Source organism: Ferrimonas balearica, assembly GCF_019802055.1.
Classification (GTDB): domain Bacteria; phylum Pseudomonadota; class Gammaproteobacteria; order Enterobacterales; family Shewanellaceae; genus Ferrimonas; species Ferrimonas balearica_A.
The window spans coordinates 227,354-253,601 of record NZ_JAHVHW010000006.1; the positions used below are offsets into that span (position 1 = coordinate 227,354).

The 26,248-nt window shown below is 60.7% G+C and carries 31 protein-coding genes; 24 read left to right on the forward strand and 7 right to left on the reverse strand.

The annotated features are described in order from the left end of the window. Position 1 precedes the first annotated feature (1 nt). Both KUV52_RS06355 and KUV52_RS06360 read left to right on the forward strand, forming a co-directional pair. Positions 2–592 (forward strand): tRNA-uridine aminocarboxypropyltransferase, encoded by a 591-nt coding sequence (locus tag KUV52_RS06355; RefSeq protein WP_222525100.1) that lies wholly within the window; start codon positions 2–4, stop codon positions 590–592. Between the two features lie 74 nt (positions 593–666). Beyond that, positions 667–864, forward strand: coding sequence for a hypothetical protein (locus KUV52_RS06360; RefSeq protein ID WP_222525101.1), 198 nt, complete (start codon positions 667–669; stop codon positions 862–864). Here KUV52_RS06360 and phbB read toward each other — a convergent pair. After that, the gene (gene phbB / locus KUV52_RS06365; protein WP_222525102.1) at positions 839–1,579 is read right to left on the reverse strand and encodes an acetoacetyl-CoA reductase; all 741 of its coding nucleotides are present in this window, start codon (positions 1,577–1,579) and stop codon (positions 839–841) included. The two genes, KUV52_RS06360 and phbB, sit on opposite strands and share 26 nt — an antisense overlap. Positions 1,580–1,819: 240 nt before the next feature. On the opposite strand from phbB, the gene KUV52_RS06370 reads away from it, so the two are divergent. The 9 genes from KUV52_RS06370 (at position 1,820) to KUV52_RS06410 (ending at position 8,882) form a co-directional block, all read left to right on the forward strand. Continuing rightward, the gene (locus KUV52_RS06370; RefSeq protein WP_222525103.1) at positions 1,820–3,847 is read left to right on the forward strand and encodes a methyl-accepting chemotaxis protein; all 2,028 of its coding nucleotides are present in this window, start codon (positions 1,820–1,822) and stop codon (positions 3,845–3,847) included. 194 nt (positions 3,848–4,041) lie between these two features. Continuing rightward, a complete protein-coding gene (gene hslV, locus KUV52_RS06375; protein ID WP_222525104.1) occupies positions 4,042–4,578 on the forward strand; it encodes an ATP-dependent protease subunit HslV in 537 nt (178 codons plus the stop codon). Next, a complete protein-coding gene (hslU, locus tag KUV52_RS06380) occupies positions 4,578–5,906 on the forward strand; it encodes an HslU--HslV peptidase ATPase subunit (RefSeq protein WP_222525105.1) in 1,329 nt (442 codons plus the stop codon). The genes hslV and hslU overlap by 1 nt, the downstream gene beginning before the upstream one ends. Positions 5,907–5,915: 9 nt before the next feature. Then, positions 5,916–6,308: a gamma-butyrobetaine hydroxylase-like domain-containing protein gene (locus KUV52_RS06385; RefSeq protein WP_222525106.1), complete on the forward strand. Its 393-nt coding sequence runs from the start codon at positions 5,916–5,918 to the stop codon at positions 6,306–6,308. A gap of 216 nt (positions 6,309–6,524) precedes the next feature. Beyond that, positions 6,525–7,151, forward strand: coding sequence for an NTP transferase domain-containing protein (locus tag KUV52_RS06390; protein WP_222525107.1), 627 nt, complete (start codon positions 6,525–6,527; stop codon positions 7,149–7,151). A gap of 109 nt (positions 7,152–7,260) precedes the next feature. Beyond that, entirely contained in the window at positions 7,261–7,428 is a 168-nt protein-coding gene (locus tag KUV52_RS06395) for a hypothetical protein (RefSeq protein ID WP_222525108.1), read from the forward strand. Beyond that, positions 7,425–7,886 carry a methyltransferase family protein gene (locus KUV52_RS06400; RefSeq protein ID WP_222525109.1) on the forward strand — a complete coding sequence of 154 codons (462 nt, stop codon included), beginning with the start codon at positions 7,425–7,427 and terminating at the stop codon, positions 7,884–7,886. The genes KUV52_RS06395 and KUV52_RS06400 overlap by 4 nt, the downstream gene beginning before the upstream one ends. A gap of 54 nt (positions 7,887–7,940) precedes the next feature. Continuing rightward, positions 7,941–8,633 carry an aquaporin Z gene (aqpZ, locus tag KUV52_RS06405; RefSeq protein ID WP_222525110.1) on the forward strand — a complete coding sequence of 231 codons (693 nt, stop codon included), beginning with the start codon at positions 7,941–7,943 and terminating at the stop codon, positions 8,631–8,633. 9 nt (positions 8,634–8,642) lie between these two features. Beyond that, positions 8,643–8,882, forward strand: coding sequence for a DUF2164 domain-containing protein (locus KUV52_RS06410; protein ID WP_222525111.1), 240 nt, complete (start codon positions 8,643–8,645; stop codon positions 8,880–8,882). 1 nt (position 8,883) lies between these two features. On the opposite strand, the gene KUV52_RS06415 is transcribed toward KUV52_RS06410, so the two are convergent. The 3 genes from KUV52_RS06415 to KUV52_RS06425 all read right to left on the reverse strand — a co-directional run bounded on the left by KUV52_RS06415 (position 8,884) and on the right by KUV52_RS06425 (position 12,046). Further along, the gene (locus tag KUV52_RS06415) at positions 8,884–10,341 is read right to left on the reverse strand and encodes a DUF2867 domain-containing protein (RefSeq protein ID WP_222525112.1); all 1,458 of its coding nucleotides are present in this window, start codon (positions 10,339–10,341) and stop codon (positions 8,884–8,886) included. 96 nt (positions 10,342–10,437) lie between these two features. Next, on the reverse strand, positions 10,438–11,499 hold the full coding sequence (locus KUV52_RS06420; RefSeq protein ID WP_222525113.1) for an MJ1255/VC2487 family glycosyltransferase: 1,062 nt from the start codon (positions 11,497–11,499) through the stop codon (positions 10,438–10,440). Positions 11,500–11,527: 28 nt separating this feature from the next. Further along, positions 11,528–12,046 carry a phosphatase PAP2 family protein gene (locus tag KUV52_RS06425; protein WP_222525114.1) on the reverse strand — a complete coding sequence of 173 codons (519 nt, stop codon included), beginning with the start codon at positions 12,044–12,046 and terminating at the stop codon, positions 11,528–11,530. Between the two features lie 216 nt (positions 12,047–12,262). On the opposite strand from KUV52_RS06425, the gene rraA reads away from it, so the two are divergent. Together rraA and KUV52_RS06435 are read left to right on the forward strand one after the other, a co-directional pair. Further along, positions 12,263–12,748: a ribonuclease E activity regulator RraA gene (gene rraA, locus KUV52_RS06430; protein WP_222525115.1), complete on the forward strand. Its 486-nt coding sequence runs from the start codon at positions 12,263–12,265 to the stop codon at positions 12,746–12,748. Beyond that, a complete protein-coding gene (locus KUV52_RS06435) occupies positions 12,745–13,797 on the forward strand; it encodes a formimidoylglutamase (RefSeq protein WP_222525116.1) in 1,053 nt (350 codons plus the stop codon). Before rraA ends, KUV52_RS06435 begins: the two co-directional genes overlap by 4 nt. Here KUV52_RS06435 and KUV52_RS06440 read toward each other — a convergent pair. Together KUV52_RS06440 and KUV52_RS06445 are read right to left on the reverse strand one after the other, a co-directional pair. Next, complete coding sequence (locus tag KUV52_RS06440; RefSeq protein ID WP_222525117.1) at positions 13,771–15,720, reverse strand: LapD/MoxY N-terminal periplasmic domain-containing protein; 1,950 nt, start codon at positions 15,718–15,720, stop codon at positions 13,771–13,773. The two genes, KUV52_RS06435 and KUV52_RS06440, sit on opposite strands and share 27 nt — an antisense overlap. A gap of 8 nt (positions 15,721–15,728) precedes the next feature. Continuing rightward, entirely contained in the window at positions 15,729–16,391 is a 663-nt protein-coding gene (locus KUV52_RS06445; RefSeq protein ID WP_315900188.1) for a transglutaminase-like cysteine peptidase, read from the reverse strand. A gap of 154 nt (positions 16,392–16,545) precedes the next feature. Here KUV52_RS06445 and ubiE point away from each other — a divergent pair, with 154 nt between their 5' ends. The 11 genes from ubiE (at position 16,546) to KUV52_RS06500 (ending at position 24,797) form a co-directional block, all read left to right on the forward strand. Then, positions 16,546–17,301 carry a bifunctional demethylmenaquinone methyltransferase/2-methoxy-6-polyprenyl-1,4-benzoquinol methylase UbiE gene (gene ubiE / locus KUV52_RS06450; protein WP_222525118.1) on the forward strand — a complete coding sequence of 252 codons (756 nt, stop codon included), beginning with the start codon at positions 16,546–16,548 and terminating at the stop codon, positions 17,299–17,301. Between the two features lie 5 nt (positions 17,302–17,306). Continuing rightward, positions 17,307–17,909, forward strand: a complete 603-nt coding sequence (locus tag KUV52_RS06455) for an SCP2 domain-containing protein (RefSeq protein ID WP_222525119.1) — start codon at positions 17,307–17,309, stop codon at positions 17,907–17,909. Then, positions 17,906–19,540 carry a ubiquinone biosynthesis regulatory protein kinase UbiB gene (gene ubiB, locus KUV52_RS06460; RefSeq protein ID WP_222525120.1) on the forward strand — a complete coding sequence of 545 codons (1,635 nt, stop codon included), beginning with the start codon at positions 17,906–17,908 and terminating at the stop codon, positions 19,538–19,540. Before KUV52_RS06455 ends, ubiB begins: the two co-directional genes overlap by 4 nt. 71 nt (positions 19,541–19,611) lie before the next feature. Then, the gene (gene tatA / locus KUV52_RS06465) at positions 19,612–19,845 is read left to right on the forward strand and encodes a Sec-independent protein translocase subunit TatA (RefSeq protein WP_222525121.1); all 234 of its coding nucleotides are present in this window, start codon (positions 19,612–19,614) and stop codon (positions 19,843–19,845) included. Between the two features lie 6 nt (positions 19,846–19,851). Beyond that, positions 19,852–20,250 carry a Sec-independent protein translocase protein TatB gene (gene tatB, locus KUV52_RS06470; protein ID WP_222525122.1) on the forward strand — a complete coding sequence of 133 codons (399 nt, stop codon included), beginning with the start codon at positions 19,852–19,854 and terminating at the stop codon, positions 20,248–20,250. 3 nt (positions 20,251–20,253) lie between these two features. Next, a complete protein-coding gene (tatC, locus tag KUV52_RS06475) occupies positions 20,254–21,006 on the forward strand; it encodes a twin-arginine translocase subunit TatC (protein ID WP_222525123.1) in 753 nt (250 codons plus the stop codon). Positions 21,007–21,043: 37 nt separating this feature from the next. After that, positions 21,044–21,589, forward strand: a complete 546-nt coding sequence (locus KUV52_RS06480; RefSeq protein WP_222525124.1) for a hypothetical protein — start codon at positions 21,044–21,046, stop codon at positions 21,587–21,589. Beyond that, positions 21,589–22,371 carry a TatD family hydrolase gene (locus KUV52_RS06485; protein ID WP_222525125.1) on the forward strand — a complete coding sequence of 261 codons (783 nt, stop codon included), beginning with the start codon at positions 21,589–21,591 and terminating at the stop codon, positions 22,369–22,371. The genes KUV52_RS06480 and KUV52_RS06485 overlap by 1 nt, the downstream gene beginning before the upstream one ends. A gap of 90 nt (positions 22,372–22,461) precedes the next feature. Next, positions 22,462–23,472 carry a porphobilinogen synthase gene (hemB, locus tag KUV52_RS06490; RefSeq protein WP_222525126.1) on the forward strand — a complete coding sequence of 337 codons (1,011 nt, stop codon included), beginning with the start codon at positions 22,462–22,464 and terminating at the stop codon, positions 23,470–23,472. Positions 23,473–23,627: 155 nt separating this feature from the next. Beyond that, complete coding sequence (locus KUV52_RS06495) at positions 23,628–24,170, forward strand: thioredoxin family protein (protein WP_222525127.1); 543 nt, start codon at positions 23,628–23,630, stop codon at positions 24,168–24,170. A gap of 255 nt (positions 24,171–24,425) precedes the next feature. Then, a complete protein-coding gene (locus tag KUV52_RS06500; protein ID WP_222525128.1) occupies positions 24,426–24,797 on the forward strand; it encodes a DUF3718 domain-containing protein in 372 nt (123 codons plus the stop codon). Between the two features lie 53 nt (positions 24,798–24,850). Here the strand turns inward: KUV52_RS06500 and KUV52_RS06505 are convergent, their stop codons facing one another. Beyond that, positions 24,851–26,185: a CoA-disulfide reductase gene (locus KUV52_RS06505; RefSeq protein WP_222525129.1), complete on the reverse strand. Its 1,335-nt coding sequence runs from the start codon at positions 26,183–26,185 to the stop codon at positions 24,851–24,853. Positions 26,186–26,248 lie beyond the last annotated feature (63 nt).

Below are 26,248 nucleotides of genomic sequence, written 5' to 3' on the forward strand. Positions count from 1 at the left end.
TATGAGCCGCGCCATTTGCCCCCACTGTCAGCGTCCGCAGCGCACCTGCCTGTGTCACGCCATCACCGCCACAGAAAACCGGATACCGGTGCATATCCTGATGCACCCCTCCGAGCTTAAATGCGCCAAGGGTACCGCCACCCTGACCGCCTCGGTACTGAACCAGTGCCGGATCTGGCCCGGTGAAACCGAAGCCGACTTCGCCCCCCTGCGCGACGCGATCCGCGGTTGCCCAAGCTTTCTGCTCTACCCCGGCGAGCAGGCCCAATCCGTGGAAACCGCTCCCCTTCCCGGCTCCGCCCAGTTGCTGGTGATTGACGGCACCTGGCGCAAAACCCACAAGATCCTTCAACTTAACCCCTGGCTGATGGCCCTGCCCCAGCTCAGCTTTGCCGAACTGCCCAAAGGGGATTACCGCATCCGTAAGGCCCACCGGGAGGACAGTCTCTCCACGCTGGAAGCCACCGCCTACGCGCTTCAGGCCCTGGAGTCACTGGACCCCGCCCCTCTGCTTCGCGCCTTTGACGCGCTGAAGCAGAGCCAACTGGCCCATATGCCGAGCTCGGTTCGACAGCGTTACCGCTCAGAGTAAAAAAATTATCCTTGCCTGAACCCCAATAGATGATAATAATTCTCATTACTTAATCATCGCTGTGGGAGGACGATATGCAAGTTCAGGTAGGAATCGACGTGGAAAAGCTGGCCGCCCTGGTTCGCAGTGGTGCGCTCTGTATTGCTGACCTGCAGGCGTTGGATGCGGAAACCAAAGCCGCCCTGTGGCGGCTTTGTCTTCATTGCGTTGAGTGCGACCGGGCCGAGCAGGCCCAGCCGCTGGTGGTCACGCCATATACTGACCGCCATTGATCGCCAGGTTGGAGCCGGTGATAAAACCGGACTCCTTATCCGCCAGGAACGCCACCGCACGGGCGATCTCCTCCGGCTGACCAAAGCGCTGCACCGGGATCTGACGGCGGATCTTGTCCCGGATCCCCTCATCAATGGCCCGGATCATGTCCGTTTCGATGTAGCCGGGAGAGATGGTATTCACCGTGATCCCTTTCGCCGCCACCTCCTGCGCCAATGACTTGGTGAATCCGTACATCCCCGCCTTCGCGGCCGCGTAGTTGCACTGACCAAACTGCCCTTTCTGACCATTAATGGAGGAGATGCTGATGATGCGACCGTACTCCCGCTCCAGCATCCTGGGCAGCACCGCCCGGCTCAGGTTAAATACGCTATCCAGGTTGGTGTCGAGAACGGAGCGCCACTGACTCGGCTCCATCTTCTTCAGCGTCCCGTCCCGGGTGATGCCAGCGTTATTGACCAGCACGGTAATCGGACCGATCGTTTCTTCGATGTCCAGCACCACGCGCTGGCACTCACCAAAGTCCGCCACATCGAAAGGCAGAATGGTGACTCCGGGGTGGGTCTGCGCCAGTTCCCCCGCCAGCCGTTCCGCATTACTGCTGTTGGGTCGGCAGCCAGCGACAACCTGATACCCCTCCTCCGCCAGCGCTTTAGTGAGATAGAGTCCAATGCCACCCACTCCGCCGGTGATCAACGCAACTGATTTTTCCATGTCACTCATCCTCTTAGTCATCGGGCAAAATTCATACTGGCCGAGGTTGGTGACATTTGCGTAACAGCACTGGTCCTGCCAGAGGCCTGACTGCCGGTGATGTCGATGAACAAATAATCACCGTTAATAAAACTGCATAAAACCGGCTAAACCGCACATTGTGCTGTTTATGGTTCGATACATATTCCTGTCACATGGCTCCCGTATTCAATCCGCTGGTTTCCCAAATCGGTGGTGGTCATGAAGTGGTTTTTGTCTCGATTCCAACAGCTTACGCTGGTGCAGCGAGTCATAATCTCGATGGGTTTGCAGTTGGTGATCGCCCTGGGACTGGTAGCCAGTGCCTTCTGGGGACTCTGGCAACTGAATCAGGCCATTAACCGACTCGGAAATGAGGCACTGCCTATGGCCACGGCGGCCGCCGGTGTCGATAAGGGCGTGTTGCAGATGGAGCAAACCCTGAGGCAGGGGATCACAGCCCCTGATCAGGACGCGTTCAGTCAGAGTAACAACGCCTTTGAACTCGCCTGGCAGCATACCCAGCGCACCCTCGAACACCTGCTCAACCGAGTCGATGCTGACGGCGACCCTCTGCGTCCCATCGCCATCGGGCTGAATCAGTCTACCCACCAGCTTGAGCAACGGATGTCACCGCTGCTGGGCCTGGCCCAACGTCATCTTGAAGTGGAAGCGGCACTGAGTTCAGGCCGCGGCTACCTGCTCTACGCCATCGGCTCGGCCCGGGATGAGATGAGCCGCCTGGTGCCCATTCTGTTTGCGGACAACGAGGGTGCCCGCATGGCCTATGAGAGCTTTATCTCCGACGCGGGCGCCATGATGACCGTACAGATGAACCTGATGAGCGCCACCAAAGTGTCCGAGGCCAAACGCCAGTACAACGACGCCAAAAGCCTGATCTCCCGAATGCGCTTCCAGTACACCGCGCTGCAACGGGAAAACGCCGAGCTGGACACCTACCCCTCAGTACTGCTGGCGCTGGAGGCGCTGGAGCAGGGCCTCCAGCCCCAGGGGATGTTTGCCCTGCAGCTGGAGCGGGTGGAGCTGGAGGAGGCGCTCCGTCAGGGCCTGCTGAACCTGGGCCCGGCGTTGACCGGCATTGGCGAGCAGTTGTCCACCCTGATGGCACGCACTCAATCCCAGGTGGTTGAGAGTGAACGCCAGACCCACTCGGCGATCAGCTACAGCCAACAGCTGCTGCTGGCCCTGACGGCACTGGGGGTCGTGCTGATGTCCGCTCTGACGCTGCTGTTGGTGCGACTGCTGCGCCGCGGTCTGAAAGCGCTGAAAGCGGTGATTCAGGCGATGGCGCAGGGCGACTTTACGCAACATTGCGCTCTGACTCAGCCCACGGAACTGGCTCAGCTCGGAGAGTGGCTGAACCGCGCCAATGCTCAGAATCGGGAGGTGTTGGGACAGTTGCATCAACGGGGGGAGGAGTTGCACGAAGCCGCCCGGATCAGTGCCGGGATCAGCCATCAGCAACAGGAGCAACTGAGTCAGCAGTCGGCACAGATTAACCGCATCGCCGCCGTGGTGGCGGAGATGGATGCCAGCATGCAGTCGATCGCCGATCAGAGTCAGGACAGTGAGGCGCAAAGCCAGCTCTCCGCCACCCTGGCCAACGAGGGGCGGGAAGCGCTGGTTCGCACCAGTGAGCACCTGGACAATCTGGCCAGCCATCTGGTCGCCAATGACCAACGGATGAATGAGCTGGACACTCAGGTAGACCAGATCGGCGCCGTCGCCGAAGTGATCCACAGCATTGCGGAGCGCACCAACCTGCTGGCGCTGAACGCCGCCATCGAAGCGGCCCGGGCGGGAGAACAGGGCCGTGGTTTTGCCGTAGTGGCGGACGAGGTGCGCAAGCTGGCCGCTCAAACCCGCCAGCAGACCGACTCCATCGAAACCATGATCCACACCCTGCACCGCGCCGCCCGAAACGCTCGGGATGGGGCGCTCGCCAGTCGCGACGAGATGGATCGTACCCACGCGCTACGTCAGCAGTTGGATAAGGCGATGGCCCAGATCCAGCAAGCGGTAGTGACAGTTAAGCAACATGCCGCCGCCATCTCCCACGCCACTTCAGAGCAGACTCAGGCCTGCCACCACGCCAGCGAAACCCTGTCGGATCTGGCTCAGCAGAGTGACCTCCGGCAGAATCAGATTAACGAGTTATCCGTGCAGTCGGAACAGGTGGCCGGCATCGCCCTCGAGCAGCGGGAGAAGCTGAGTCGCTTCACCGTCTGAGTTCACTTTTCTGCCAACCCATCAGGGCAATCCTCTGCCAGGATGGACAACATCCCACGAAATCCCTGTGGCAGGGGTTGAACCGCCCCCGGATCATCCCCACATCTACACTAACAAGCGAAGGGCGTACCTCGCCCTTCGCACCATTTCCAGTTGGCGGCCACCCTTGGCCGCCTTGTAGATAAGGGGTTTTCATGACCACGATCGTGTCCGTCCGTCGCGGCGATAAAGTGGTGATTGCCGGGGACGGCCAAGTCTCTCTGGGCAACACCGTGATGAAAGGTAACGCCCGCAAAGTGCGCCACCTGCACGGCGGCAAGGTACTGGCCGGTTTTGCTGGCGCGACCGCCGATGCCTTTACCCTGTTTGAACTGCTGGAGTCCAAACTGACCGCTCACCAGGGCCACCTGACCCGGGCCGCCGTAGAACTGGCCAAAGCCTGGCGTACCGAGCGCTCCCTGCAGAAGCTGGAAGCGATGCTGATCGTCGCGGATGCGGAAACCAGCCTGCTGATCTCCGGCAACGGCGACGTCGTCGAACCCGAACACAACATCATCGCCATCGGCTCCGGCGGCAACTACGCCCAGGCGGCCGGTCTGGCTCTGCTGCAAAACACCGATATGGGTGCCCGCGAAATCTGCGAAAAGGCCCTGACCATCGCCGGTGAGATCTGCGTCTTTACCAACCTGTCTCAAACCATCGAAGAACTTGACGCCAAGGGGGCGAACTGATGTCTGAAATGACCCCAAGAGAGATCGTCTCCGAGCTGGATAACCACATCATCGGCCAGTCCGGTGCCAAGAAGGCCGTGGCCATCGCCCTGCGCAACCGCTGGCGCCGCATGCAGTTGAATCCTGATCTGCGCCAGGAAGTGACGCCGAAGAACATCCTGATGATCGGCCCCACCGGTGTGGGTAAAACCGAGATCGCCCGCCGTCTGGCCAAACTGGCCAACGCCCCCTTTATCAAGGTGGAAGCCACCAAGTTTACTGAGGTGGGCTACGTGGGTAAGGAAGTGGAGCAGATCATCCGCGACCTGACCGACGCGGCCATCAAGATGACCCGCGAACAGGAGATGACCAAGAACAAGTTCCGCGCCGAGGAAGCCGCCGAGGAGCGGGTACTCGACGCGCTGCTGCCGAACCCCAAAGACCAGTGGGGCAACGAGCAGAAAGCCGACAACACCGCCACCCGCCAGGTGTTCCGCAAGAAACTGCGTGAAGGCCAGCTGGACGACAAAGAGATCGAAGTGGACGTGTCCCAGGCCCAGATGGGCGTGGAGATCATGGCGCCTCCGGGCATGGAGGAGATGACCAACCAGCTCCAGTCCATGTTCCAGAACCTGGGTGGCCAGCAGAAAGACCGCCGCAAGATGAAGGTGAAAGACGCCTTTAAACTGCTGGTGGAAGAGGAAGCGGCCAAGCTGGTGAAGCCTGAAGAGCTGAAAGAGAAGGCGATCGAAGCGGTTGAGCAGCACGGCATCGTGTTCCTCGATGAGATCGACAAGATCTGTAAGCGTGGCGAAGTCTCCGGTCCCGATGTTTCCCGCGAAGGGGTTCAGCGTGACCTGCTGCCGCTGGTGGAGGGCTGCACCGTCAACACCAAGCACGGCATGGTCAAAACCGACCACATCCTCTTTATCGCCTCCGGCGCGTTCCAGCTGTCCAAGCCCTCCGATCTGATCCCGGAGCTGCAGGGCCGTCTGCCGATCCGCGTGGAGCTGGACTCCCTCACTGCGGAAGACTTTGTGCGCATTCTGACCGAACCGCACGCCAGCCTGACCGAGCAGTACAAGGCCCTGATGGGCACCGAAGGCGTGGAGATCAACTTCACTCCGGACGGCATCGAGCGCATCGCCGAAGCCGCCTGGCAGGTTAACGAGCGCACCGAGAACATCGGCGCCCGTCGTCTGCACACGGTGATGGAGCGACTGATGGAGGAGATCTCCTTCGACGCCTCCGACAAGAGCGGCCAGGCCCTGACCATCGACGCCAAGTACGTCAACGACCATCTGGATACCCTGGTGGAAGACGAAGACCTGGCCCGCTTTATCCTGTAAGGAGCTGCCATGACCCCAAAAGTCACCGGACTGAAACTCAAGCAGGGCTCCCGGGTTCTGGAGGTGCAGTTCGACAACGGCGATCACTTCGTCCTGGCCTGTGAGCTTTTGCGGGTCTACTCCCCCTCAGCTGAGGTGCATGGCCATGGCAATCCGGTGCTGGTGACCAACAAAAAAGAGGTCAACATCACCGGGATAGAACCGGTAGGCAACTACGCGGTCAAGCTGGTGTTTGACGATGGCCACGACAGTGGCCTCTACTCCTGGAAAGTGCTTCATGAACTGGGGCGCAACCAGGAGCAGCACTGGGCGGACTACCTGGCGCGGCTGAAAGCCGCCAAAGCCACACGGGAGCCCCTGATCCCGCTGAATGTCCAGTTTTACGACCCGGACAAGAAGTAAGAGAAAGCCGCCTCGGGCGGCTTTTTTATTGCACCAAACGCCTTTCAAGATTGTCCATCGGCCCCACTCCCCTTTGTCTACACTTCGTAAAGTTTTGCCACAGGGGCGGCCAATGACTCTCTATCTCCCTCTCCAGCATCCGTTCATCCCCACCCAGTCGGTGACCATTGCTCTGCCCCCGACAACCAAGACCCATACACTGAGTGACGAGCGGTAATGGCGCCGGTTACCGCTTTACTGATGGCCGCCGGGCAATCCACCCGCTTTGGCAGTAACAAGCTCCTTAGCAGGGTGAACGGCCACCCCCTGATTCAGCACAGTCTCAGCGCACTGAAAGCGGTATTGGGCCACCAAATTCTGGTGGTGCTTGGCCACGATGCTGAGCACCTTATCCCTCTGCTGGGGGACACCCCTTTCCTGATCGCCCCGGAATACCAGAAAGGTCTGGGGCACTCGATCGCCACAGGCGTCTCTGCGTTGGCTGCCGATACCAATGCGGTGTTGATCGCTCTGGCAGACCAGGTGGGCATCACCGAACAGAACTACTGCGCGATGGTGGACCGCTACCTGACCGACGGCCATCCGGTGTGCGCGCGCTACAACAATGGCCTGGGCATCCCCGCCATCTTCCCCAAGCCACTGTTTCCCAGATTGATGATGCCCTTTGGCGACAAAGGGGCTGGGGTATGGCTTGCCGCTCTGCCGGGCCTTAACAAGATAGAGATGCCCGGTGCCGCCCTCGATATCGACACACCGGACGATCTGCTCCGATTCCCCCCGACACCTCCTCAGTCGCGCACTTTGGTAAGCCGATTTCAGCCAGGAAGGAAGTTATGGCGCTAAGGAAAAGGAAGCGCACCAAAGAAACCCACCCCCACTTAATTCCCGTGGGGTAGCCAAACCGGAGTTCAGGCGATAAGTTCTTAGTTCGTTAAAACGAATGGAGTCGTTAATGGTTTTGTCGGATCTTATTACTTGGGCACTGTTGGGCGGGATCGCCGTCATCCTGTTGATTGAAGCCAGCAGCCTGCACAGCCTTCGCCGTCGGGAGCCTCAGCTGAAACAGCGCATTGCCTCGCTGGAGCAGCGGATGACGGAGCTGGAGCGACGCCAAAGATGACTCGACTGGAACTGAAACTCCCCCCTCTGCTTCTGATGCTGCTGATCGGCCTGTTGATGTGGGGGCTGGCCAGTATCACTCCCGCTTTGGCTCTGAGTAACGCCATGCGGCTAAGCGCCCTTGTGGTGGCTTGCCTGATTGGTCCCGCCATTCTTGTGAGCGGCGCTCTGGCGTTTCGCCAGGCCCAAACCACGGTGAATCCCACCACTCCGGAAGCCAGCCGTCAGTTGGTGGTTCGCGGGATCTATCGTCGCAGCCGCAACCCCATGTACCTGGGGATGCTGGTGCTGCTGATAGGATGGGGCGTCTATCTGGCGTCGCCCGCGGCACTGGCGATGATCCCCCTGTTTATGCTCTACCTGAACCGGTTCCAGATTGCGCCTGAGGAGCGCGCTCTTCGGGCCCGTTTTGGCTACGACTTTGACCGCTATTGCCAGCGGGTACGCCGCTGGATCTAAAACCCTTTTCTTCGACCATACTTGGAAGCCAACCCTCACTGACAGGAGGCGACGATGCGCGCCCAGGTAGCAGAGTTCTTTGGTACTTTCTGGTTGGTTTTGGGGGGATGCGGCAGCGCCGTTCTGGCCGCCGCCTTTCCCGATGTTGGCATTGGCCTGCTGGGGGTCGCACTCGCCTTCGGCCTGACGGTTCTCACCATGGCATTTGCCATCGGCCATATCTCAGGCTGCCACCTCAATCCCGCCGTTACCATCGGTTTGTGGGCCGGAGGACGCTTTGGCGGTGACCGGGTCCTCTCCTACATCCTGGCCCAGGTGCTGGGAGGCATTGCAGCAGGTGGGGTGCTCTACCTGATCGCCAGCGGACAGGCCGGATTTGATCTCAGCGCAGGCTTCGCCTCCAACGGTTACGGCGAACACTCCCCCGGCGGATACAGTCTGACCGCCGCCCTGATCTGCGAAATAGTGATGACCATGATGTTCCTGATCGTCATTCTGGGCGCCACTGACCCGCGGGCTCCGGCCGGCTTTGCACCTATCGCCATCGGGTTCTGTCTGACCCTGATCCACCTGATCTCCATCCCGGTCACCAACACCTCGGTCAACCCGGCCCGCAGCACCGGCGTTGCCATCTATGTCGGCGATTGGGCAACCAGTCAGCTCTGGCTGTTCTGGGTGGCGCCCATTGCAGGTGCCTTGCTCGGTGCAGTCGTTTACCGCTACCTTGGCGCCCTGACTGACGATTGAGAGCAGGACATGATCACACTGGAACCGGCGCAGCGGCAGGCGTTGCTGCGTCAGTTGAGCCACTACTGCGAAGAGGAGCTGGACCGGGAATTGGGCCAGTTTGAAGCGGAGTTTCTTCTGGATTTCATCCTAAAAACCCTTGGCCCGGTGCTCTACAACCAGGGGTTGTATGACGCCCAGGCCCTGCTTCAGCCCCGGCTGGAACTGGTGCTGGAGTCCCTGCATGAACTGGAGAAGGTGCCGGAATAACTCAAACCCCGACCAGTGAACTGTGCCCTCCCGGCCCCTCAGCCAGTTCGCCGATATTGGCGACCATCCGGCGAAACAGGATCAGATGAGCGGGCAACATCGCCCACCAGTAGAGCAGCCCCCATGCGCCCGCGGGATACCACCAGCACGTCAGGGTTAATTGAGTCGCCTTGCCATCCGGTTTGAGCTCGAAGGTCAGCCCCCCCATCCCGGGCGCCTTCATGCCAAACAGCAGTGTCAGGGTGCGCAGCGGCTGAAGCTCAGCCACACTCCAGGAGTCGACCCGATCGCCGGGGCGGAGCTGGTTCGGATCCCGCCGGTAATAGTCCAACCCATTACCCCCAATCAGCGCATCAAACCCTTCGCGGATCCGCCACAACGGGTCCAGTGCAAAGTAGCGCGGACGCCCGCCAATGCGACAGATCTCCTGCCAGACCCGCTCCACCGGTGCATCGATGGTGGCGGTGGCCCCATCCGCCTTGGGATAGAAGCTGAAGTTTGGTCGCCAACGACGACGCACAATACTGGCCCGTTTGGGGTGCTGTTCCGCCACCTGCTGACGTTCCTGCCGCAACGCCTCACTGACCGCTTCATCAAAGCCCAGCAATCGCTGAGGCAGACGCTGCCGAATCTCTGAGTCGTCAGCGGGCAGATCCTGCTTTAATCCCCCAACCAGCGCCTTGGCGATGCCGGTCGGCACCGAGGTGATAAACCGAAGCCAGCGGGCGGACAGACCCGGGCTGAGCAGAGGTACCGGCAAGATGCGGACCCGCTTCCCCACCAAATGGGCAAAGCGACTCATCTGGCTCTCGTAAGTCAGCATCTCGGGACCGGCAACGTCGTACACCTGATCGTTATCATCGGCCAACTGCAACACGCCGATCAGGTAGTGAATGAGATTAGGTAGCGCGATGGGCGCCATGGAGGAACGTACCCATTTCGGGGTCACCATAACCGGCAGGTTGTAAACCAGATCGCGCATCACCTCGAAAGCGGCGGAGCCCGGACCGATGACTATCGGGGCGCGGATCTCAGTCACGGGCACCGGGCCCCGCCGCAAGCCTTCTCCGGTGGCGCTGCGGCTGCGAAGGTGCAGAGAGTCTGCGCCCTTCGGATGCAACGCCCCCAGATACACTATGCGCTTCACACCAGCCTGCTCAGCAGCATGCGCCAGGTTCTGAGCGCCCCGATGTTCACGCTCATCAAAGCCACCGCCCTCAGTCATGCCGTGCACCAGGTAGTAGACGACGTCGACACCCGCCAGAGCCGGGCCGAGCGTCTCCGCCTGCAACACATCGGCGCCGAAGGTGGTTACGCCGGGCCAACCTCGCTCGGCCAGCCGTTCGGGGCGGCGACTGACCGCCCGAACCTGATAACCCTGAGCCAAAAGTTCGGGCACCAGGTTCCCGCCAATGAACCCACTGGCCCCAAACACCACGACGTTTCGCAGCTGTGCCATGCCTCACCCCCTTGTCGATGTTCTGGTTACGGCACAGCCCGGCGCCGGGATCAAAAAACGGCGCCTTATGGCGCCGCGGTTTCCGGTACGCGAACTTCAGTAGGCGTAAGCCCATTTGTGTTGCCAGGCTTCCGGCAGTCTGGCTTCTGCCCAGGCTTGCTGACAGAGACCGCTGACATCATCCCACTGCCGCGCCAGCAACCAGGTCACCAGGGTGTCCCCCATCTGGGGGTACTGGATCGGCTCAATCGCAGGGCTATCCAACCAGTGCGCGACCCGGTCCGGGCAGAGTGTTTTCATCGACTCGGCGGCCCCCAGCAACTCCAGCGCCAGGGCATTGGACAGCTGCTCAAACTGGCCCTGCAGCGGCTTCAGCAGCAATTTCTTGCCCAATACCAGCGCTTCAGACACCAGCTCAAAACCGGCGGAGCAGATCACACCGCAACAGCTGGCCAGATCCCGCTGAAACCCTTGCCGACAAAAACCGTTCCAGCTCAGATGTTCAGGCAGCGCCTCCGGCGCCGGGCTGCCGTGGTAGATCACAAAGCGGTGGCCGGTCAGCGGCCTGAGCAGATTGACGATATCGCCAACCTCCTCAAAGGGCAGGTACACCAGTACCTTGCCGCTTTCGGTCGGAGCCGGTTCAATTGCTTCAATAAAGGGGGGCAGAAGGTCGCAGCCGAAATGGTGCCAGTGGCACCCCAGTGCCACGCTGGTTGGGGCAAAGTGCTTCATGATAAGCCGGTTGTGCCAACGATCACCGGTAATGGGCACTGGGTGGTTGAAGGCGTTCTGGTGACTGATGCCGATGCAGGGCTTGCCCTGACGCTTCGCGGCCCAGGCGGAGATCGGTTCAAAGTCGTTCAGCACCAGGTCATAGCCGGAGAGGTCCAGTTGACGGATGTCCCGCCACAGCGTCATCAGCTTGTTGTCCCGCGCCGTCCCAAGCAGGCTGATTTCGCCCTTGCGGGTGCTAAAGCTCAGGCCACGTTTGCACTGAAACTCCCCAAACGCCTCCATATCGAAAAACGCCTCCCGGGGGCGTCCGGAAAACAGGTAATCCACCTCCACCCCTGCCCGGGCAAAGGCCGGGGCGATCACCCGGGCCCGGGTCAGGTGACCATTACCTGTGCCCTGCACTCCGTAAAGAATCCGCATCTGCGCGTCCTTTCTTGTCTTCATCAGATTAGAGAACCCAGAACAACCCCATGTTGGCGGCCCAGAGCCCCAGGCTCGCACCCGCCACAATGTCACCGGGGTAGTGCACACCGAGCAGCACCCGGGACAGACCCACCAGCGTGGCCCAGCCGTAGGCCAGCGGTGCCAATGGTGGCCAGTACCAGGCCAGCAAGGTGGCAAAAAGAAAGGCGGCGGCACTGTGACCCGAGGGCAGACTGAACTTGTCGTGGGGGTCCACCGCCGCCACCACGCCACCGAGGTTGTGGCAGGGTCGGGCGCGTTTGAGGGTGTTTTTCAGCAGCCAGTAGAGAGGCAGCTCCAGAGCGTAAGCCGCTAGCCCCGCCAGCAGGAACAGATGTCCCCGGCTCCCGCCCAACTCAGCAATCAGCAACGCCATCAGCAGGTAGCCTGCACCGTCCCCACTGAGGGAGAGCCAGCGAGCAGCCGGCCGCCAGAATCCGGGAGCAGGCAGACGCTGCAGTTGCAGCATCAGGCCACGGTCCCAACTGTCCATCCTTTGCCACATCAGCTTCACCTCCGAGCCTTTGCCGACAAAGCTAGGGAGCCGCCATGACAACCGTTTGACAGGGGCAGGTCGAAGAGATGACAGAGTTAAGATGGTTCTGTGACAAGGGACGCTGCACAAAATCCGGGCAATATCCTCGTTTGGCATTGCAAAGCCCCGGTTTTTCATTACTTTGAAGGCAAAGCCCCTTTCCAGCGTGTAACGCGAGGAGTCAGCATGCACTACAACACCTCCGAACTCTGTGACCTTTTTGGTGATCAAGTCGATGTGGTGGAACCCATGTTCAGTAACTTTGGCGGTCGCCCCTCGTTTGGCGGGGAGTTACGCACCGTCAAATGCTTCGAGGATTGCAGCGCCATTCTGGAAGCACTGGAACAGGAGGGAGAGGGCAAGGTGCTGCTGGTGGATGGCGGTGGCTCTCTGCGCCGGGCTTTGATCGACGCCGATGTAGCGACTCTGGCGGTCAACAACCGTTGGGAAGGTCTGGTGGTTTACGGCTCCGTCCGGGATGTGGACGCGCTTGAAGAGCTGGACCTGGGCATCATGGCGTTGGCGTCCATTCCGGTGGGTGCGGGTGAAAATGGCGAAGGCAGCCTTGATATCCCGGTGAACTTCGGCGGTGTAACCTTCCTGCCCGAGGATCACCTCTATGCGGACAGCACCGGCATCATTCTCTCTCAGGATCCGCTGGACATCGAATGAACCTGATCTACGCCAACGCCGCCACCCTGGCCCGTTACAGCAACGCTCGCCCCGGAGAGCAACACCTGGGTGAACACCTGCTGCTGCCGCAGGGGCAAACGCTTGCCGATGTGCTGATTCAGGCCCGGACCGACGGTGCCCGCTATGTATTACTGGGGGTTCCGGAGGATATCGGCCCTCGCGCCAATTGTGGACGGGGCGGCAGTGATGGGGCCTGGGAGGCGTTCCTCTCCCTGTTTCTGAACCTGCAAGCCAATGACTTCTGCGATGGCAGCGAGATCCTGCTGCTGGGTCACCTGGACGTTTCAGACCTGCAGGAGCAGGCTGAAGGGCTCGACAATATGGAGCCGGAACAGCTGGCGCAGCTCAGAGAGCTGACCGCCGAACTGGACCAGCGTCTGATGCCGGTGATTGAGGCCATTGTTGGGGCCGGGCTGGAGCCGGTGGTGATCGGCGGCGGCCACAACAACGCTTTCCCTCTGTTGATGGGGGCCAGCCACGCCCTCGATAAGCCGCTGGCGGCCGTTAACCTCGACCCCCATGCGGATTTTCGCGCCACCGAGGGTCGCCACAGCGGCAATGGGTTTGCCTATGCCTGGAAAAGCGGGGCACTGAACGCCTACCGGGTGATCGGCCTGCATGAACAGAAGAACAACGCCTCAGCGCTGGCGCAGATGCGCAGCCTCGGCATTCACTGCACCAGCTTCCAGCAGGTCTGGGTACGACGCCAGTTGAGCCTTACTCAGGCACTGGATGAGGCGCTGGCTGAGCTGGCGGTACAGCCCCGCCCACTGGGGATTGAGCTGGATCTGGATGCCATCGAGTCGATGCCCTCCTCAGCCGAATCTCGGATCGGCGTGCCGATGCTGGACGCCTGCCATGTGATCTACCGCCTGGCCCAGTACCGGGATACCCGCTACCTGCACCTGTGCGAAGGGGCACCACGCTGTCATCCGGCCGGTGAAATTGCCGGACGGCGCGCGGTGGGGCAGGCCCTGTCCGAGCTGGTCCTCAGCTACCTGTCAGGCCGGACCAACGCCACCATTTGAGGGCGAAACCGGGGCCGGACCATCCTCCGGCCCCAGTGGTCTGGGCGCCATCACCGCAAAGCCCTGAACGCCATCCACGCCGAGCTGCCACAAACGCTCAGCCAACTCTGGATCCTCCACCTGCTCTGCCACGACAAGAACGCCCCGGGCATGGGCGGCCGCCACCATCATCTCGATTAGATCGCACCCCTCCTCCAGTCCGCTGCGGGTGTAGGCCGCATCCAGCTTGATGCCGGTCAGACCGGTTTGCATCAACAACGGCAATCCGGATGGGGTGGTGTGATCCAGCCAGACCGGTACTCCTAACTCCGCCATCGCGTCGATAAAGCGGCTGGTCAGTGTAGGCTCCACCAGGTAAGCCCGTTCAGGCACCTCCAGCGCCAGCGTGCCCAGCCGGCCCTGCAAGCGTCGCCGCAGCTCAGGCAGAAACAGGGGGTCCAACACCGACTCCACCGTCAGATTGACGGTGCGTGGCCGTGCCGACGGTGCCCGGCTCAGGAGCGTATCCAGTACCAGACCGTCGAGAGCCTGATGTCGCTGCTGCCGCGCCACCATCACCATAACCGGCCCCGGCGCAATCCAGCGTTCTCCATCGTGGAAGCGGGCCAGCACCTCCTGGAACAGAGTCTCACCTTTGGCATCCTGGATCGGTTGCACCATCAAGCGGGGAGGATGATTCAGCACTCTCGCCAACTGCTGCTCCTGCTGCTGAAGCGAGGGCGCCTCGCCACCGTCCTCCTCACCGAGCAGGTAGAGACTGTCCTCCTCCCGGCCCAATACTTGCGACAGCAGTGCTTCCAGCCCCCCTTCAAGAGCGCTCTGTTCCTCATCCAACCGATAGGCCTTGGCCACCAAGAGCACCCGCTGTCCGCCCCACTGCTTCAGGGTGACCAGCACTCGCTGGCGCAGCTCCCCCTCCCATTGACTCAGGTCGGCCGTTCCACTGCCGGGAAGCAGCAGCAAAAAGTCCGCAAACCCCACCCGGTAAACCCGGGCATTGGGCAGCTTCAGTATCCACTCATTAAGGATGTCCGCCAGTTGCTGCATCAGGGTCTGCTCGCCGTCCACGCCCCGGGCCAGCTCCACCTTATCCAGCCCCACCAGATGAAGGCGGGCCACCATGCCGCCGTCCAACTCCCGGTCCTTGAGCACCTGGCACAATCGCTTGCGTGCCCGGGTCAGATTGCCCAATCCGGTGTCGGCGTCCAGCAGGGTTTGTTGGCGCAGGCGTTCAATGCGCTGACACTGCTCCTTGAACAGCGCCTCTGAGGTGGTGACCATCTGGTTCATCGCCAGCACCAGTGAGCGCAGCTCCCGGATCTTCGGCAATTCCGGCTGACGCAGGTAACGACGCTTGCGAATGCCGTCGGCCTGTCGCCGGGCGGCCGCCAGAGGTTCCAGGATGCGCCGCAACAGAAGCGCGCCGATGCCGATGGCGATCAAGGCCAGTGCCAGCGCGATCCAGAGCGAGCGCTCCGTCAACTGCCAGAGGTGATCCTGCGCCCGGGCAGGGTTGGCCTGAACCGAAAGTCGAGCCACCGTGATCCACCCCCCGGTCACCTCCGTTTCCATCACCGGAGCTTTCAGAGGGAAGAGGCGGCGGAACCAGGCCGGGGTCTCCTCACCAAAAGTGACGCTTTGGCGGACGATGCTTTGCTTCCCTTCCAGTTCCTCCACCACCAGCAAGCTGTACTCGCCACTGTCGTAGATGGCATCCACCATGGAACCGGCAAGCACCCAGTCATCGCCGGCCAGTACCGGCGCCAGCGAGAGGCCCAGAGAGGTGGCCGTATCCGCACCGTGCACCGCCAACTGCTGACTCAGAAAGTCCTGGGTCGTACGCAGATAGAGCCAGAGGCTGCTGGCTGTCAGGCTGCTCACCAGCACCACAAGGGCGATCAATAACAGTCGAAACAGAGTCATGAGCCCTCCTACTCCCCCTCGATGGTGATGCGTTCCACCAGGTCCTGCCACAGGTCCACACCACTCTCCCCATGCTTGAGGCGCACCCCCTGGTCAAAGGCGCGGGCTCGCCACAGCCCTTCCCCGTTAAAGCTGTATACCGGCACCAGGTCGGGGCGCTCGCTCCCGGGCAACACCGTGGCATTCAGGTTATCCAGCACCAGGGGCATGGCCGAGGGCGTCGGCAGATAGGTCAGCACCATATGGGCCTGGTTCAGGGTGACGGCCTTGACATAGGTGAGCCGCAACTGCGCCGCCTCCACTCCCAGTACCCGAAGCGTAAAATACTTGGCGATGGCAAAGTCCTCGCAATCCCCGCCGCCACTGGCCACAAACTCCAGCGGCGTGGCCCAGTAGTCCGGCTGCCCCCAGTGGGTCTGATCATCCACGAAGGTCAGGCGGTTGAAATAGTCATTGACCCGTTCGAGCTTCTGCTCAACCGGACGGTCCTGCGCCAGTTCCGCTTCAATAAAGGCCGCCAACGCTTCAGCCCGCTGACGGCCAGGCTCGCCAAACTGCGCCTCGAGCGCATCGAGACGTTTGGGTGAAAAGAAGCGTCGCCACTGATTCGCGGGCGAATCGGCCCACAGCGGCAGGCTTAAAAGCAAAACCAGAATGACTGTCAGACGCACCGGGGATCACAGGGTTGATCGGCTTGAGCTTTCGGCAGGATCACAGTTCAGGAAGTAGACAGCGTCCCGCAGCGCAAGCACCGTTTCTGTTAATTGGTTTAAAGTGTAGACTGTGGCCCCAACGTAAAGATGGCTTCACAGGATTGAGAACAGCATGGCCGACGGCGCTGACAACAAAACTCATTTTGGCTACCAGCAAGTAGACAAAAACAAGAAAGCGGAGATGGTGGCGGACGTATTCCATTCTGTCGCCTCCAAGTACGACCTGATGAACGACGTGATGTCCTTCGGCGTACACCGTTACTGGAAGCGTTTCACCATCGAGTGCGCCGCTGCGCGTCCGGGCATGAAGGTGCTGGACCTGGCTGGCGGCACCGGCGATCTGACCGCCAAGTTCTCTCACCTGGTGGGCGAGACCGGCGAAGTGGTGCTGGCTGACATCAACGACTCCATGCTCAAAGTGGGCCGCGCCAAGCTGCACGACCTGGGCGTCGTGGGTAACGTCAACTACGTTCAGGCCAACGCCGAAGCGCTGCCGTTCCCGGACAACCACTTTGACATCATCACCATCGCGTTTGGCCTGCGCAACGTGACCGAAAAAGAGAAAGCGCTCCGCTCCATGCAGCGCATCCTCAAGCCCGGCGGCAAACTGCTGGTGCTGGAGTTCTCCAAGCCGCAGAACGCGCTGATGCAGAAGGCCTACGACTTCTACAGCTTCCAGGTGATCCCCCGTATGGGCTCCATGGTGGCAGGCGATGCAGAATCCTACCGTTATCTGTCCGAGTCCATCCGCATGCACCCGGACCAGGAAACCCTGAAGCAGATGATGCTGGATGCCGGTTTTGATCAGGCGGATTACGTCAATATGACTAACGGTGTGGTGGCACTGCACCGCGGCTACAAGTTCTAAAGCCGATGCGGATCGCTACCCTCGTGGCCGGGGTAATGGAAACCACCCTGGCCCAACTGTTGCGTTTCCATCCTGAACCGGCTCCCCTGGCCCGCTGGAAGGGCCAGGTAGTCCGGTTGCAGCTCAGTGAGCTGCCCTTCCCCCTTTTCCTTATCCTGCGGGATCCCATCCAGGTCTACAGCCAGTACGACGGTGACACTGATGCCCAGTTGAGCCTCAGCCTGCTGACTCTGCGACAACTCTCACAGGGTGCTTCACTCTCCACACTGGTGAAAGAGGGTGCACTGGAGATTGAGGGTGACATGCAGCTGGTTGGCAAGCTGGCCAATCTGCTCGGCGCCATTGAGCCGGACCTGGCAGAACCGCTGAGTGATTACCTTGGCGATGCCATGGCCTATCGGGTTGATCAGGTGGGTCGCAGCTTGCTGGCTCGCGCCGAAACCGATCTGGCCCGCCTGCATCAACATACCGGTGAGGTACTGCGGGAGGAGTTGCAACTGGCACCTGGCCCCCGCGAAGTCGCCCACTTTGTTGAACAGGTCGAGGCGTTACACGCTCGGGTCGGTAAGCTGGCAGACCGCCTGGCCCGACTGGAGCGCCGCCCATGACGCTGGCCTCTTTGCGTCGAAGCTGGCAGATCGCCCGCACCCTCCATCAGTACCGCTTGCTGGACCTGCTGCCGGAGGATCGTCGCCCCGGCCTGCTGATCTGGCTTGACCGCCTGCTGTTCTGGTTGCCCCGCACCGCGCAGAATGAACCACCGGCAATGCGTCTGAAGCTGGCGCTGCAGGCTCTGGGGCCGGTCTACATCAAGTTTGGCCAGATGCTCTCAACCCGACGGGACCTGCTGCCGGACGACCTGGCGGACGCGCTGGCACTGTTGCAGGACCAGGTGCCCCCCTTCGATGCCGATCAGGCGGTCGCCCGAATCGAATCCGCGTTGGGCGAGCCTATCGACACTCGGTTCGACGAGTTTGACCCCTCTCCCCTGGCCTCTGCTTCGGTGGCCCAGGTGCACACCGCCCGACTGAAAGGCAGTGGCGATGAGGTGGTGATTAAGGTGGTGAGACCCGGCATTGAGTCGGTGATCCACGCGGATCTCGCCCTGATGGCACAGGTGGCCCGATTGGTGGCTGCCAGCCCCGCAGGCAAACGGTTGCATCCGGTGGAAGTGGTCGAGGACTATCGTCGCACCATCCTGGCGGAGCTGGACCTGACCCGTGAAGCGGATAACGCCCAGCGTCTGCGCGCCAACTTTGAAGGTTCCGACGCCCTTTACATCCCCAGAGTCTACGGCGAGTTCAGCCATCGTGACCTGATGGTGATGGAGCGGATCTACGGCATCCCGGTCACCGACATCGACGCCCTTAAAGCCCAGGGCACCAATATGAAGAAGTTGGCTGAACGCGGAGTGGAGGTGTTCTTCACCCAGGTGTTCCGCGACAACTTCTTCCACGCCGATATGCACCCCGGCAACATCTTTGTGTCCCGGCAGCATCCGGACGATCCCATGTACATCGGCATCGACTGCGGCATCGTCGGTCGTCTGTCCGAACAGGATAAGCGGGATATGGCGGAGATCTTCCTGGCGTTTTTCAACCAGGACTACAGCCGTCTGGCCCAGATCTTCCTGCAGACCGGCTGGGTTGATGCCGAGGCGGACCCCATCGCTTTTGAACACGCCCTCAAGCAGGTGTTCAGTCCGCTGGAGAACAAGCCCCTAGCCGAGATCAGCTTCGGCCAGTTGCTGGTGGACCTGTTCCGCACCGCTCATCAGTTTGGCATGGTGGTCAAACCGCAGTTGGTATTGCTGGAAAAGACTCTGCTCTATATCGAGGGGCTGGGACGTCAGCTCTACCCGGAGCTGGATCTCTGGGAAACTGCCAAGCCCTTCCTGGAGCAGTGGATGTCCGAGCAGATGGGACCCGCAGCCCACTGGCAACGCCTGAAGGACGCCGCGCCGTTCTGGGCTGAAAAGCTGCCCGAACTGCCCGACCTGCTTCACGACAACCTGACCCTGGGACGCACGCTGCTCACCAACCCAAGACAGGTGTTAGAACCCTACATTCAGGAACGCCGACGTCAGCACAGAAGTCACATTTTCCTCGTGATAGGTGGATGTTTGGTGATCTCCAGCACAATCCTCTTTGGTAAAACCGTTACAATCTGGCCTTCAATGGCGCTTGCAGCGGCCGGGTTTGTGGCCTGGATCACTTGCTGGCGGATTAGGAAACCGTGATCAACCACGGTACACTTGAAGATGATTTCTTAGGCTGACTGACAGCCGCAAACCTTAAATGGGAGCCACTAATGGGCAACATCAGCATCTGGCAACTTCTGATCGTCGCACTGATCGTCGTCTTGCTGTTCGGAACTAAGAAGCTGCGCGGTATCGGTAGCGATCTCGGCGGTGCCGTGAAAGGCTTCAAGAAAGCCATGTCCGACGAAGAGCAAGCCGCTGCCGACAAGAAGGCACTGGAAGATTCTGCAAAAGACACCACTGCCCAGAACACCACTGAGCAGAAGAACAAAGAGCAGGCGTAATCCCTTATGTTCGACGGGTTCGGCTTTTTCGAAATGCTGGTGGTCGTGGTACTGGGCCTGATTGTGCTCGGTCCCGAACGGCTGCCCGTGGCGGTGCGCACCGTCTCCGGCTGGGTCCGCACCATTAAGCGGATGGCTGGCTCTGTTCGTACCGAACTGGAGCAGGAGCTGAAGATCGAGCAGCTCCAGGCGGATCTGAAAAAGGCGGAAGCCAAGGGGCTGAAAGATCTCGACCCCGGCCTGCAGCAATCCATTCAGGAACTGCGGGACGCCGCTCAATCGGTAAACCGTCCCTATGCCGCCAGTGACGCTCAGGCTCCGGCCAGCGAGTCCACTGCGGTCACCTCGGACACTGAGACCAAACCGGCAGCCCCCGCGCCGGCTGAGTCCAAGGCCAAAGAGTAAAGCATGTCTGACCAGCAACCCTTGATCAGCCATCTGATGGAGCTGCGCACGCGATTGATGCATGCGATCGGCTCCGTTCTGGTGGTGTTTTTTTCCTTGGCCTACTGGTCCAAAGACATCTATCACTACCTCTCCAAGCCACTCCTCGAGGTGATGCCTGAGAGCGCGTCGATGATCGCCACCGATGTGGCATCGCCGTTCTTCGCGCCCTTTAAGCTGACCCTGGTGGTGTCTTTCTTCCTGGCCATCCCGTACGTGCTGTACCAGATGTGGGCGTTTATTGCGCCGGGTCTGTACAAGCATGAACGCAAGATGCTCATGCCGCTTCTGGCCTCCAGCACGCTGCTGTTCTATGCCGGTATCGCCTTCGCCTACTTCGTGGTTTTCCCGGTGGTCTTTGGCTTCTTTACCAGCGTGGCGCCGGAAGGGGTCCAGGTGGCAACCGACATCAACAGCTATCTGAACTTCGTGCTCAAGCTGTTCTTTGCTTTCGGTTTGGCGTTTGAGATCCCCATTGCGGTAATGCTAATGTGCTGGACGGGCGCCACTGACGTGGACAGCCTGAAAGAGAAACGCCCCTACATCGTCGTGGGCGCCTTCGTTATCGGTATGGTGCTGACTCCGCCGGACGTGATTTCTCAGTCCATGCTGGCTGTCCCCATGCTGCTGCTGTTTGAGGCGGGCCTGTTCTTCGCACGCTTCTACACACCGAAGGACGACGAGGAAGAGGAAGAGGGCGAACACGCTACGGATTAACCGGTGATGGCGCCGCCATCACCTCCAAGGAGGGATAATGCGCGCCACCCTGCTGCTCCTGACCCTGATCTCCGGCGGCACCTATGCCGCCGGTTTTGGTTGCACCAACGAAACCGACCAACGGGCCCGACTGGCCTGTTACGACCAGCTGGCTGAAGCCATCGCGCAGTGCGCTGGCCAGAATGATCAACTGGATCGCCTGCTCTGTTATGACCAGTTCAGCGAAGTCGCTGGACGCCCGGTCTCACCGGCTCCCGCTCCCCAAACCGCCGCTCCGGCCAAAGCACCGGCCCCGGCCCCTGCTGCTGTCGCCAATGCCAGTCCTGAAGCGGCATTCGGCCTGGCCGAACCGCGAGCCGAGACCATCGAAACCATCACCAGCCCCATCGCCAAGATCAGCAAAGATCCCTATGGACAGTGGACCATCACCCTGGCCAATGGCCAGCGCTGGCGCCAGACCGAGTCCCGCAGCTACAAGGTGAAGAGTGGCCAACTCGTCACCATTGAGCGCGCTGCCCTAGGCTCCTTCCTGCTCTCCGTTGAGGGCCGTGGCGGCACCACACGGGTCAAACGAGTCGACTGATGCGCTGGACAGACATCGCGGTCAACCTGCTCTCCAGCCAACTGGCTGGAGCGATTGGCCCAACACTGAAACACGCCGAAGCCGCAGGGGTTCATCGGGTAGTCGCGCTGGCCAGTGACCTGGCCGAAGCCACTGCACTGCAGGCCATTCAGGCGGATTATCCGGCTCTGAAGCTGACCGCTGGCGTTCACCCCCATCATGCCAGCGAATGGGGCAGTGACCGCATCGACCGCCTGGTCAGGTTGATGCAACACCCGGCTGTGATTGCCATTGGAGAGTGTGGGCTCGACTACTTTCGCGATTACTCCTCCCGGGAAGCGCAACGCGAAGCGTTTGAGGCGCAGCTCGAACTGGCCGTTGAACACAACCGTCCACTGGTACTGCACTGTCGGGAAGCCTACGACGACTTCATCCCGATGGTCGCCCGCTATCGGGATCGATTGCCCGGTGCGGTGCTGCACTGCTTTACCGGTACCGGCGAAGAGTTGGATGCGGCCCTGGGGTTGGATCTCCATATCGGCATCACCGGGTGGATCTGCGATGAGCGGCGGGGCACCGAGTTGAGGGAACTGGTCACCCGCATTCCCGACAACCGGCTGCTGCTGGAAACCGACTCCCCCTACCTGTTGCCCCGTGATCTGAGGCCCAAACCGAAACATCGGCGCAATGAACCGGCTAATCTGCCCCATATTGCGCGAACCGTGGCGCAACTGCGCAGTCAAAGCGAACAGCATCTGAGTGAGGTCACCGAGACCAACGTCAAGCAGTTGTTTCAGTTGTGACCTCGGCCATACAACCGGCGCACCAGTTTGCTAACATGACGCACTGAAATCGCTGTGGCGATCGTCCATTTTCACTACAAGGAGTGATCCGTGAGCCAAGTAACCGGAGCCTTTCCCCGTCGACGTCCCCGTCGCATCCGTCGACACGACTTTTCCCGTCGCCTGATCGCGGAGAACACACTGACGGTCAACGACCTGATTTACCCGGTGTTTGTCCTGGAAGGCAATAACCGCCGTGAAGCGGTGGAATCCATGCCTGGCGTAGAGCGGCTGTCCATTGACCTGCTGCTGGAAGAGATGGCCGAGCTGGTGGCCCTGGGCGTACCCGCCGTTGCCCTGTTCCCGGTAACCCCTCAGGAGAAGAAGTCTCTGGGTGCCGAGGAAGCCTACAACCCGGAAGGCCTGGCTCAGAAAGCGGTACGTGCCCTGAAGCGCGCATTCCCGGAGTTGGGTGTGATCACCGATGTTGCACTGGACCCCTTCACCACTCACGGTCAGGACGGCATCATCGATGAGTCCGGCTACATCCTGAACGACATCACCACCGAAGTGCTGGTGAAGCAGGCTCTGTCTCACGCCGAAGCCGGTGCGGATATGGTAGCCCCGTCTGACATGATGGATGGCCGTATTGGCGCCATCCGCGACGCGCTGGAAGAAGCCGGTCACGTCAACACCCAGATCATGGCTTATTCCGCCAAGTACTCCTCCAGCTTCTACGGCCCGTTCCGTGATGCTGTGGGCAGCGCAGGCAACCTGGGCAGCGGCAACAAGCACACCTACCAGATGGATCCCGCCAACAGCGACGAAGCGATCCAGGAAGTGGCCATGGACATCCAGGAAGGCGCGGACATGGTGATGGTGAAGCCGGGTATGCCCTACCTGGACATCGTTCGCCGCGTGAAGACCGAACTGCAGGTTCCCACCTTCGCGTACCAGGTGAGTGGCGAATACGCCATGCTCAAAGCCGCGTCCCAAAACGGCTGGCTGGATGAGAAGAAGGTGGTACTGGAAGCCCTGCTGTGCTTCAAGCGTGCCGGTGCTGACGGCATCCTCACCTACTTCGCCAAGCCGGTTGCACGCTGGCTGAAAGAAGCCGAGTAATTCGGCTCTCACAAAAAACGGGCAGGTCTCCTGCCCGTTTTCACGATTACGCTGCTTTTTTGTCCCACCTCACACTTCCCATTGCCCATAAGCACTTTTCCGACAAAGCACTTCATACTGGGAACACAGACGTGAACGGACAAGGGAGATTCACCATGAAACGCACTCTGTTAGCCCTGGTACTGGCCCCAATGATGATGGGCCCGGCAATGGCCGCTCAGGGCGGTTGCGGTTTCGACAAAGCCGACGGTGGCCTGTTTGCCACCTGCGAGGAGGAGAAAAAGGAAGTGATTCTGACCGGAATCCTCGGCTTCGAAGAGTTGCGCCAGCAACCGGGTTACGAAGCGAATTTTGACGCCTACCAGGCCGACGCGGCCCTGATCGCGAAACTGGCCGCCATCGATACCCCCACCGAGCTGGTGGTGATCGTTGGCACCTGGTGCCCGGACTGCCACCGTGAAACTCCGCGTCTGGCCAAGATCCTTGCCGAAGCCAACAACCCCAACCTGACGGTGAAGTACATCGGCATCGACCGTACCCGCACCGATCCGGAAGGCCTGGCCGCTCAGTACGACTTCCAGCGCATCCCGACCGTAATGGTATTCCAGGGTGGCGAAGAGCAGGGTCGCATCGTTGAGCGCCCCACTTCAGAGAGTCTGGAGCAGGACCTGCTGAACATTCTCGGTACCACCGAGTAATGGTTACCTGATTGCTGAAGCCCGCCTTATGGCGGGCTTTTTTGTGCCCCTCGGCCACCACCTCCAAAAAGTGTGACCGCCTGTGTCGGCTCACGGTAAGCCATTCCTCACTTTCCCCTCAAAACTCTGAAGCTTCCTGCGATAGCGGCCTTTGGAGCGAAGGGATTTGGTTACATTCACTGCCGGGTCTCTCCCCCCGCAAAGCTCCTCCAGTGACCATGGTTTAAGAAGCCCCACTGGAGAAGGAGTGAGCCCATGAAAGCCCTCGTACTCACCACCCTGCTGACGGCGGCACTTGGTGGCGTTCAAGCCGCAGAGGTGCAGTTTGTGCCGTTGGATAACACCCCGGCCACCAAGCTCTGCATCGCTGCCGCTACGATGCATCCGATGCAGCTTCATCAGGCCATCAAGTATCAGGGACTGACCGAGCAGGGGGTTGTTCGGGCCATTGAATGTAACGACCAAAACATTGCGGCCTTTGCGGCCCGCTACAACCCAGACAAGCGTTCTGTTCGTCGCCTCAGTATCTACGCACCACAAGGCACCGTCACCATCCAGGAGGTGAGTGTCGAATCGCAGCGTTCTGAAACGCCGATGGTGGTCGCCCTAAGCGGTCGTTATCACTGAGGCAGCAAAAAGGGCAGCCAACTGGCTGCCCTTTTCTTACGTTCTTCGCGGCATTATTTGGCCACGTTTCCGGCCACATTGAGTGCATCCCAGGTACGGGCGAACGGCGGCGCGTAAACCAGATCCAGCATCCCCAGATCCGCTGTCGTCAGGTTGCCCTGAATCGCAGCGGCCAGAGTATCCACCCGCAGCACGGCACCCGCTCCACCGGCCAGTTGACCGCCGAGGATGCGCTTGCTGTCCGCCTCATACACCAGCTTGACGCGAATGGCGGCCTGCTCCGGTACGTAGTTGGTGGTGTTCTTGTCGTCGATCACCACGCTCTTGACCTTCAGCCCCAGCGCTTCCGCTTCACGCTGGCCTAAACCGGTGCGGCCCGCTTCCACATCCAGTACCCGCACGCCAGCACTGCCCAGAGTGCCCGGAAACGCCTTCTCAGCGCCGCAGAGGTTCTCACCGACCAGTCGGCCTATCTTGTTGGCGGTCGTCGCCAGAGGGATGTACACGGCCTCCTGGCGCACCCGGTGCCATACCGTGGCACAGTCACCGGCCGCGTAGGTATCCGGCAGACTGGTGCGACCCTGTTCATCAATGACGATGGCCCCGTTGCCCAGTCGCTCGATGCCGGTGTTGGTCAGGAACTCGGTGTTGGGTTTCACGCCGGTGGCCACCACCACCAGGTCCGCGTCATAAACGCCCTTATCGGTACGCACGCGCTGCACTGAACCCTCGCCCTCCAGCGCCTCAACCCGCTCGCCAAGATGCAGTGCAATCTGGTGACGACGAATGGCGTCCTCCATCACCTCGCTCATCTCGGCATCAAAGGACTCCGCCAGAACCCGGTCCGCCAGTTCGATCAGACGAACCCGCTTGCCCCGGTGATGCATCGCTTCCACCACCTCAAGGCCGATGTAACCGGCACCGATCACCACCACATCGCGAATCGCTTCCTGCTCTGCCAACTCCCGCAGTTGCAGGCCATCGTTCATGGTCTTGAGGAAGAACACGCTGTTCAGCTCCAGACCAGCAATCGGCGGGCGAACCACCGAGGCGCCGGTGGCGATCATCAGTTTGTCGTAGCCGTACTCGAACGTGTCTCCGGTGGCCAGGTTGGTGACGGTGGCCACCCGGGCTTCTGCGTCGATGCGCTCAACCCGGTGGCGGGTGCGCAGATCGATGCCGGACGCGCGAAACTGCTCGGCACTGCGCTCCGCCATGTAGCCCGGCTCATCAAAGGAGCCGCCGACAAAATAGGGCAGACCGCAAGCGCCGAAGGAGACGATGTCGCTCTGTTCAAACACAGTAATGGTGGCGTCAGGGGCGCTGCGACGTGCCTTGGCTGCCGCACTCATACCAGCCGCTTCCGCGCCGATGATCAGAATCTTCATAGGACTTCCCACAAAAACAAACGGGCCGCCCAATGCGGCGGCCCGGGGCAAAAATGGTTGGGA